Origin of the sequence: Micromonospora tarensis (assembly GCF_016803395.1) — a bacterium.
GTDB classification, from domain to species: Bacteria; Actinomycetota; Actinomycetes; order Mycobacteriales; family Micromonosporaceae; genus Micromonospora; species Micromonospora tarensis.
The window spans coordinates 1-8583 of record NZ_JAEVHL010000268.1 but is presented as its reverse complement, the minus strand read 5'-3'; the positions used below and the strand labels follow the sequence as shown (position 1 = coordinate 8583).

The 8583-nt window shown below is 70.3% G+C and carries 6 protein-coding genes; 5 read left to right on the top strand and 1 reads right to left on the bottom strand.

Features of this window, described 5'->3' with window-relative positions; translation table 11 throughout:
• The coding region (locus JM949_RS30805; RefSeq protein WP_203151620.1) for a GGDEF domain-containing phosphodiesterase at positions 1-1321 on the top strand (1321 nt) is incomplete at its 5' end.
• Positions 1322-1343: 22 nt separating this feature from the next.
• On the opposite strand, the gene JM949_RS30800 is transcribed toward JM949_RS30805, so the two are convergent.
• On the bottom strand, positions 1344-2360 hold the full coding sequence (locus JM949_RS30800) for a LacI family DNA-binding transcriptional regulator (protein ID WP_203151619.1): 1017 nt from the start codon (positions 2358-2360) through the stop codon (positions 1344-1346).
• A gap of 306 nt (positions 2361-2666) precedes the next feature.
• Between JM949_RS30800 and JM949_RS30795 the strand changes: the two genes are divergently transcribed.
• From JM949_RS30795 to JM949_RS30780, 4 genes are all read left to right on the top strand, one after another.
• The gene (locus JM949_RS30795) at positions 2667-3947 is read left to right on the top strand and encodes an ABC transporter substrate-binding protein (RefSeq protein WP_203151618.1); all 1281 of its coding nucleotides are present in this window, start codon (positions 2667-2669) and stop codon (positions 3945-3947) included.
• An 84-nt stretch (positions 3948-4031) separates the two neighbouring features.
• On the top strand, positions 4032-5051 hold the full coding sequence (locus tag JM949_RS30790; RefSeq protein ID WP_203151617.1) for a carbohydrate ABC transporter permease: 1020 nt from the start codon (positions 4032-4034) through the stop codon (positions 5049-5051).
• Between the two features lie 65 nt (positions 5052-5116).
• Positions 5117-5959 (top strand): carbohydrate ABC transporter permease, encoded by an 843-nt coding sequence (locus JM949_RS30785; protein WP_203151621.1) that lies wholly within the window; start codon positions 5117-5119, stop codon positions 5957-5959.
• Complete coding sequence (locus JM949_RS30780; protein WP_203151616.1) at positions 5956-8406, top strand: glycoside hydrolase family 2 protein; 2451 nt, start codon at positions 5956-5958, stop codon at positions 8404-8406. The genes JM949_RS30785 and JM949_RS30780 overlap by 4 nt, the downstream gene beginning before the upstream one ends.
• Positions 8407-8583: the final 177 nt, after the last annotated feature.

Sequence of the window (8583 nt, the reverse complement as noted above, 5' to 3'; positions counted from 1 at the left end):
GCCGGGCGCCGGCGGCGCGGTCCGGCACCGTCGGGCGACGCCAGCGCGCTGGCCGGCCCCGGTCGAGCCGCCACCACCGGGCAACGACGTTCGGGGCGACCGGGTGGCCCTGCTGGACGCCCTCGCCGCCATCGGTGACGTCCCGGCGCCGACCGGCGCGCTGCTGCTGGTGGACCTGCACGGCACCGATGCCATCGGTCCGTCGGCCAGGGCTGACCTGCTGGCCGAGGCGGTGCACCGGGCCCGCGCGATCATTGCCACCGACGACCTGGTCACCGGGTGTACGGGTACCGGCTTCGCGGTGGTGACCACCGCCGGCCCGGTGTTGGCGTACGCCCTGGGCACCCGACTGTTGGGCGCGCTCAGCTCGCCCTACCGGGTGGCCAACGCGGTGCTGCGCGTGCAGACGAGCATCGGGTTGGCCGAGGTGAGCGGTGCCGGGCCGGCGGACGTGCTCCGGCAGGCCGAGCTGGCCCGACGACGGGCCGTGCAGCTGGGCCGGGACCGGGTCGAGTGGTACGACGCGTTCCTGGAGGAACAGCTGGTGCGCCGACTCGACCTGGAACGCGAGCTGCCCGGTGCGGTGGCGCGCGGCGAGCTGGACCTCGTCTACCAGCCGGTGGTCGATCTGGTCGACGGGCAGCCGGTGGGCGCGGAGGCGCTGCTGCGCTGGCGCAGCCCGGTGCTGGGCACGGTGCTCCCGGCCGAGTTGCTACCGGTCGCCGAGGATCTGGACCTGGTCGGTGAGCTGGAGTGGTGGGTGCTGGACCGGGCCTGCCGGCAGCTGTCGAACTGGTCGGTGGGGGTGCGGGAGCTGTGGATGGCGGTGAACGTCACCACCCGGGAGTTGACCACGCCCGACTTCGTCCAGCGGACCGCCGCGGTGCTGGCCGCGTACGGGGTGCCGCCGGAGCGCCTGGTGGTGGAGGTGAGCGAGCCGAGGGTCGCCGGTGACCTGCCGACCGTGGTGGCCCGGCTGGCCGGGCTCCGGTCGCTGGGCGTCCGCACCGCGTTGGACGACTTCCGGGCCGAGCACGCCTCCCTGGCCCAGCTCCGCCGGCTGCCGATCGACCTGCTCAAGGTCGGCCCGGAACTGGTGGGCGGCCGGCTGGACGGGCAGCCACCGCTGATCGACGTGGTGGTCAACGTCGGCGAGCGGCTGGGCGTCGAGATCGTCGCCGAGGAGTTGGAGTCGTCGAGCCAGGTCGAGGGGGCACGCCGGGGCGGCTGCCGGTACGGGCAGGGGTTCGCGCTGGCCCGCCCGGCGACGGCCGAGCGGGTGGAGGCGTACTTCGAGGAGTTTCCGTCGGCATCCCGCTGAGTCGGCCGCTTAACCGGTTCAGTCAGCGTAGCGGTGGGGCGGTGCTGCCGCGCGGGGTGAGACGTGGCGTCTCGACCTGCACCCGGCTCGGCCGTTCGCCGGCGACGACGGCCAGCAGCTGCCGGGCGGCGTGCGCGCCGTACGCCGAGATGTCCCGGCCCAGCGCGGTCAGCGGTGGGTGCACCAGCCGGCACAGCGGTGAGTCGTCCCAGGCCACGATGGACAGGTCGGCGGGCACGGTGAGGCCCATCTCCTGGGCGACGGAGAGCCCGGCGACGGCCATCACGTCGTTGTCGAAGATGAGCGCGGTGGGCCGATGGGCGGCGCTCAGCAGCCGGCGGGTGGCCCGGCCGCCCTCCTCGCCGGTGTAGTCGGACGAGACGGTGACCGCGTCGGCCAGGCCGAGTCGCTGGCAGACGGCCGCGAAGGCGTCGGTGCGGATCGCGGTGTGCCGCAGGTCGGGCAGGCCACCGACCCGGGCGATCCGCCGGTGCCCGAGCGCGACCAGATACTCCACCGTCTCGGTCAGCGCGGCCGCGTCGTCGGACCAGAGGCTGGCCAGCTCGCCGGTTCCGTCGGGGCCGCCGATCACCACCGCCGGCAGGTGCAGTTGCTCCAGGGCCGGGATGCGACTGTCGTCGGTGCGCAGGTCGCAGACGAGCACCCCGTCCACCCGACGCTCCCCCCACCAGCGCCGGTAGACCGCGATCTCGGCGTCGTGGTCGGCCACCACCTGGAGGGTCAGCGCGTACGCGCGGGCGGAGAGTTCGGCCTCGACGCCACTGATCAGAGCCATGAAGAACGGCTCGACGCCGAGCGTCCGGGCCGGTCGGCAGAGGGCCAGTCCGACCGCCCCGGCGGTGGCGGCGGAGAGGGCCCGGGCGGCGCTGCTCGGGCTGAACCCGATCTCCGTGGCGATGGCCAGGATGCGCTGCCGGGTGGCCTCGGAGACCCCGGGCTGCCCGTTCAGGGCGTACGACACGGCGCCCTTGGACACCCCGGCGCGTTGGGCGACGTCGGCGATTGTCGGCCGCTTCACCGGCGTGCTCCTCCGCTCTCCGGCCTCGGAGAGGTCGGGGTCTGCTGAACTGTCGCAGCGACGCCCTGTCCCGGTCGTGGATCGGGCGACGGCCTCAACCTAGCGCAGCCGGCTGGCGCGGCCGCCCGACTGTCCACGGCGGATGGTCACGACCCGTGGCTGTCGCTGGCCCGGTTCAGCATATCCATCCGACCTCTGGGTCTGGCCGTTGACACTCCTGATGCCGGACCGTACGGTGGCTTCACTTATCCGGTTAAGTCAGCGTCTGTCGATTTCGGGAGCGTTTTCACTTGTTCGGAGGATGACATGAGAGAGTCCTGGGCCCGGTGGGCCCGCGCCGTCACCGTGGGTGCGGTCGGTCTTGCCCTGGTCGCCGCGTGCAGCGGCAAGAGCGGGCAGGCCTCCGACGCGGCGGACGGGCAGGTCAGCCTGAAAATCAACTTCTGGGGCGACTTCGGCCTCCAGGATCTCAAGGTCAAGTACGAGGCGGCCAATCCCAACATCAAGATTCAACTGAACTCCGGGGAGTACAACGCCCAGCACGAGGACCTGCAGAAGAAGCTGGTCGCCGGCTCCGGGGCGCCGGACATCGCCGCCATCGACGAGGGTTTCATGGTGCAGTTCCGTAGCCAGTCGGACAAGTTCGTCAACCTGCTCGACAAGGGCGCCGGCGCGTACGAGAGCAAGTACCTGGCGTGGAAGTGGAGGCAGTCGCTCTCCGCCGACGGCAAGACCCAGATCGGTCTCGGCACCGACACCGGCGGCCTTGCCATGTGCTACCGCACCGACCTGTTCAAGGCTGCCGGGCTGCCCACCGAACGGGACCAGGTCTCCGCGCTCTGGCCCACCTGGGACAGGTTCATCGAGGTCGGCCAGCAGTACACCGGCAGAACCAACAAGAAGTTCATCGACGCCGGCAGCAACCTGTTCAACCCGATCCTCGGCCAGCAGCCGGTCGGCTTCTACGACGAGCAGGACCGGCTCCAGATGGAGCAGGGCCCGAAGGTCGCCTTCGACTACACCATCAGGGCCATCCAGGCCGGTCTCTCCGCCAACCTGGCCAGCTTCCAGGCCGACTGGGACAAGGGCTTCACCAGCGGCTCCTTCGCGGTGCTCGCCTGCCCGGCGTGGATGCTCGGGCACATCAAGGACACCGCACCCGGCACCGAGGGCAAGTGGGACATCGCCGCCGTGCCCGGGGGCGGCGGCAACTGGGGCGGCTCGTTCCTGACGATCCCCGAGCAGAGCAAGCACGTAGCCGAGGCGTACAAGCTGCTGGAGTGGCTGGTCCAGCCGGAGCAGCAGATCGAGATCTTCAAGAGGGTCGGCAACCTGCCGTCCCAGCCGGCTCTCTACAGCGACCCGGCGATCGCCGACTTCAAGAACCCCTTCTTCACCGACGCGCCGGTGGGCCAGATCTTCCCAAAGATGGCGCAGGGCCTGACCCCGCAGTATCTCGGCAAGAAGAACGGCCCCACCCGGGTGGCCGTGGAGAACGTGCTGATCCGGGTGCAGAACAAGACCCTCAAGCCGGAGACCGCCTGGACCGAGGCGGTCAAGGAAGCCGAGAAGGCAAGCACCTCCTGAGCCCGCCGGTACGGGGGCGGCCGGCATGGGGTCGCCCCCGCACCGACCGCGCGTACCTCGTCTCTTCGGCCCTGGAGTGTCCCGATGTCCACCACCCGCGCCGCACCCACCCCGTCGGGCCGGCACACCACCAACGGACGGAACGGCCACGGCGATGACATGGCCCGTGGCCGATCAAGCTGGCCCGACCGGCTGTACCGGTTCGACACGCGCTACATGCCGTACGTGTTGATCGCGCCGTTCTTCCTGATCTTCCTGGTCTTCGGCCTGTTTCCGCTGGTCTTCAACGGCGTCATCGCCCTGCGGAACTACCGGCTGGACGACCCGACATTGACCGGCTGGGCCGGCCTCGCCAACTTCCGGCAGCTCTTCGGAGACGAGGACTTCTGGAACGCGCTCTACAACACCTTCGGCATCTTCCTGCTCTCCTCGGTGCCGCAGCTGCTGCTCGCGCTGATCGTGGCGTCGCTGCTCAACCGCCGGCTGCGCGCGCAGACCTGGTGGCGGGTGGGTGTGCTGCTGCCGTACGTCACCCCGATCGTCGCCTCGACCATGGTGTTCAGCGTGTTCTTCTCCCGCGACTTCGGGATGGCCAACTGGGTGCTCGGCCTGTTCGGCATCGGCGACCGCGAACCGATCAACTGGCGGGCCGACAAGATGCACGCCTGGATCGCCATCGCCACGATGGTCAACTGGAAGTGGATCGGTTACAACGCGCTGCTCTACCTGGCCGCCATGCAGTCCATCCCGCGCGACGTCTACGAGGCCGCGGCGGTCGACGGGGCCGGCCCCTGGCGGCAGCTCTGGCGGATCACCGTGCCGATGATCCAGCCGGTGATCGTCTTCACCGTCATCCTCTCCACCATCGGCGGGTTCCAACTCTTCATCGAGCCGATGCTGTTCGACCTCAACGCCCAGGCCGCCACCGGCGGACCCAACGGCGAGTGGCAGACCATCGCCCAGCTGATCTACAAGGTTGGCTGGAAGGACCTCAACCTCGGCTACGCGGCAGCCATGAGCTGGGCGCTCTTCCTGATCATCCTGGTCGTGGCCGGGATCAACACGCTGCTGACCAACCGACTCTCCGGGGGGCGATCCAGGTGAGCGCCGTCGACACCACACCGCGCCAGCCGGCGGCCACCACGACCCGCCGCCGACGGGCGGCCCTGATGGGTCGTGCCCCGCAGGACACCCCGGCCGGCGTCGGGACATACCTGCTGCTGGCCACCACCATGCTGTTCGCGGCGTTCCCGCTGTACTGGATGTTCGTCATCGCCACCAGCGACGACGAGGCGCTGGCCCAACTTCCGCCGGCCGTGGTCCCCGGTGACCGTTTCCTGGTCAACCTGGAGGAGGTCTTCTCGCTCCAGGACGTCTACTTCGCCGCCTCACTGATCAACAGTGTCATCGTCTCGACCGTGGTGACCGTCTCGATGCTGTTCTTCTGTTCGTTGGCCGGTTTCGCCTTCGCCAAGCTGCGTTTCGCCGGCAGCCGGTGGCTGATGTTGTTCGTGGTGCTCACCCTCACCGTGCCCAACCAACTCGGCGTCGTCGCGCTGTACATCGTGATGGGCAGACTGGGCTGGAACGGCACCCTGCTGGCGGTCATCGTGCCCGGCCTGGTCACCGCGTTCGGCGTCTTCTACATGCGGCAGTTCATTCTCAACACCGTGCCGGACGAGCTGATCGAGTCGGCCCGGATGGACGGCGCGACGACGATGCGGGTCTACCGCTCCATCGTCCTGCCCGCGATCCGGCCGGCCCTCGCGGTGCTCGGCCTGCTCACCTTCGTGGCGACCTGGAACGACTTCCAGTGGCCGCTGATCACCCTCGGCGGGACCGAATACCCGACCTCGATGGTGGCCATCTCCGATCTGGCCAGCGGCAACTACGTCATCTACCGTCGGGTGCTCGCCGGCGCGTTCGTGGCTACCATCCCCCTGCTGATCATGCTGTTCATCGGTGGACGCCAGATCGTCCGCGGAATCATGGAAGGTGCGGTGAAGTCTTGAGCCGACAGGCACTCCACGACGGTTGGACAGTGCGAGCGGCCCCCGGAGCGCAGGTGCCCGAGGAGATCACCGGTCGGTCCGTGCCGGCGACCGTACCCGGTTGTGTGCACACCGATCTGCTCGACGCCGGGCTGATCCCCGATCCCTACCTCGACGACAACGAGCGGGCGGTGGCCTGGATCGGTCGCACCGACTGGGTCTACCAGACCACCTTCGTCCACCGGGCGGGCGACGACCAGCGCGTCGACCTGGTCTGCGCCGGCCTGGACACCGTCGCCACGCTCACCCTCAACGGTGTCGAGGTCGGTCGCACCGAAAACATGCACCGTGGCTACCGCTTCGACGTCCGACCGCTGCTGCGCGACGGCGACAACGACCTGGTCGTCACCTTCGCCTCGGCGTACCGCTACGCCGAGGCGCAGCGGGAACGGCTCGGCGACCGGCCGAACGCCTACCCGGAGCCGTTCCACTTCATCCGCAAGATGGCCTGCAACTTCGGCTGGGACTGGGGGCCGACACTGGTCACCGCCGGCATCTGGCAGGAGATCAGCCTGCACGCCTGGTCCACCGCCCGGCTGGCCACCGTCCGCCCACTGGTCACCATGGACGGTCGCGACGGCCGGGTGGAGCTGCACGTCGAGGTCGAGCGGGTCGCGGACGTCCCGCTGACCGTCCGCGCCGCCGTCGCCGGCGCCCACGCCGAGGTGGTCATCCCGGCCGGGCAGCGCACGGCCGTGCTGACCCTCACCGTCCGCGAGCCCGCGCTGTGGTGGCCCCGGGGGTACGGCGAGCAGACGCGCCACCCGATCGCTGTGACAGTGCACGCACCGGACGGCGACACCCTGGACAGCTGGTCGCACCGGATCGGCTTCCGCTCGGTACGACTGGACACCGCCCCCGACGAGCACGGCACCCCGTTCTCGTTGTCGGTCAACGACGTCCCGATCTTCGTCCGTGGGGTCAACTGGATCCCGGACGACGCGTTCCCCACCAGGATCACCCGGGCCCGGCTGGCCGAGCGGTTCGACCAGGCGGTTGCGGCCAACGTCAACCTGCTGCGGGTCTGGGGCGGCGGCCGGTACGAGTCGGCGGACTTCTACGACCTCGCCGACGAGCGCGGGCTCCTCGTCCAGCAGGACTTCCTCTTCGCCTGCGCCGCGTACCCGGAGGAGGAGCCGTTCGGCACCGAGGTGGCCGCCGAGGCCGCCGAGCAGGTGACCCGGCTCACGCCGTACCCGTCGCTGGTGCTCTGGACCGGCAACAACGAGAACATCTGGGGTTGGCACGACTGGGACTGGCAGCCGGCCCTCGACGGGCGCACCTGGGGGCGCGGCTACTACCTCGACGTGCTGCCCCGGATCGTCGGCGAGCTGGACCCGACCCGCCCGTACTGGCCGGGCAGCCCCTGGTCGGGCAGCGAGGCGATCCACCCCAACGACCCGGCGCACGGCACCACCCACATCTGGGACGTGTGGAACACCGACGACTACACCAAGTACCGGGAGTACGTCCCGCGCTTCGTCGCCGAGTTCGGTTACCAGGCCCCACCGGCGTACGCCACACTGCGCCGGGCGTTGAGCGACGAACCCCTGGCGCACGACTCACCGGGCATGGCCCACCACCAGAAGGCGGCCGGCGGTGACGCCAAGCTCCAGCGCGGCCTCGACGCGCACCTGCCCGCCCCGGCGGACTTCGACGACTGGCACTACCTGACGCAGCTCAACCAGGCCCGAGCCATCCAACTCGGGGTGGAGCACTTCCGCTCCCACCGGGGTGTCTGCGCGGGCACCATCGTCTGGCAGCTCAACGACTGCTGGCCGGTGACCTCCTGGTCGGCCGTCGACGGCGACGGCCGCCGCAAACCCCTGTGGTACGCGCTGCGTCACGCGTACGCCGATCGGCTGCTCACCGTGCAGCCCCGCGACGGCGGCCTGGCCCTGGTCGCGGTCAACGAGAGCGCCGAGGCGTGGACCGCGCCGGCCGCGGTCACCCGGTTCACGCTCACCGGGGAGCCGAGGGCGAAGACCTCGGTCGACCTCGATGTCCCGGCGTACTCCTCGGTGGTGCTGGCACTGCCGGCGGAGCTGGCGCGGCCGGAGGATGCCCGGCGCGAGCTGCTGGTCGCGGAGGCCGGCGACAGCGCGGAGCGCGCGCTGTGGTTCTTCGCCGAGGACCGGGAGGTCGACTGGCCGGCGGCGGCCTGGGACGCCACGGTCGAGCGGGTGGACGGCGGGCAGCGGGTCCGGGTCACCGCCCGCACGGTGCTGCGGGACCTGACCCTCTTCGCGGACCGGCTCGATGCCTCAGCGGAGGTGGACCAGGCCCTGGTCACGCTCCTGCCGGGCGAGTCGACAACCTTCACCGTGCGGTCCGACGCCGCGCTGGACCCCGCCGCCCTCACGGCGCGCCCGGTGCTGCGCTGCGTCAACGACCTCACGCGCCGCTGAGCGCAAGCCCGACGGTCACCCTCGGTGACCTCGGTCGGGGCGGAAACGGTCCGGAGCGGTATACCTCAGCGGCATATTTATGGGTCTTGTGACGTGTCTGTGGGTGGGTCGGCGCGTCGTTGATGGCGCACGCCGTTGTCCTGCCTAGGTTCTGGCTTGTCGAAGGTCAGAACTAGT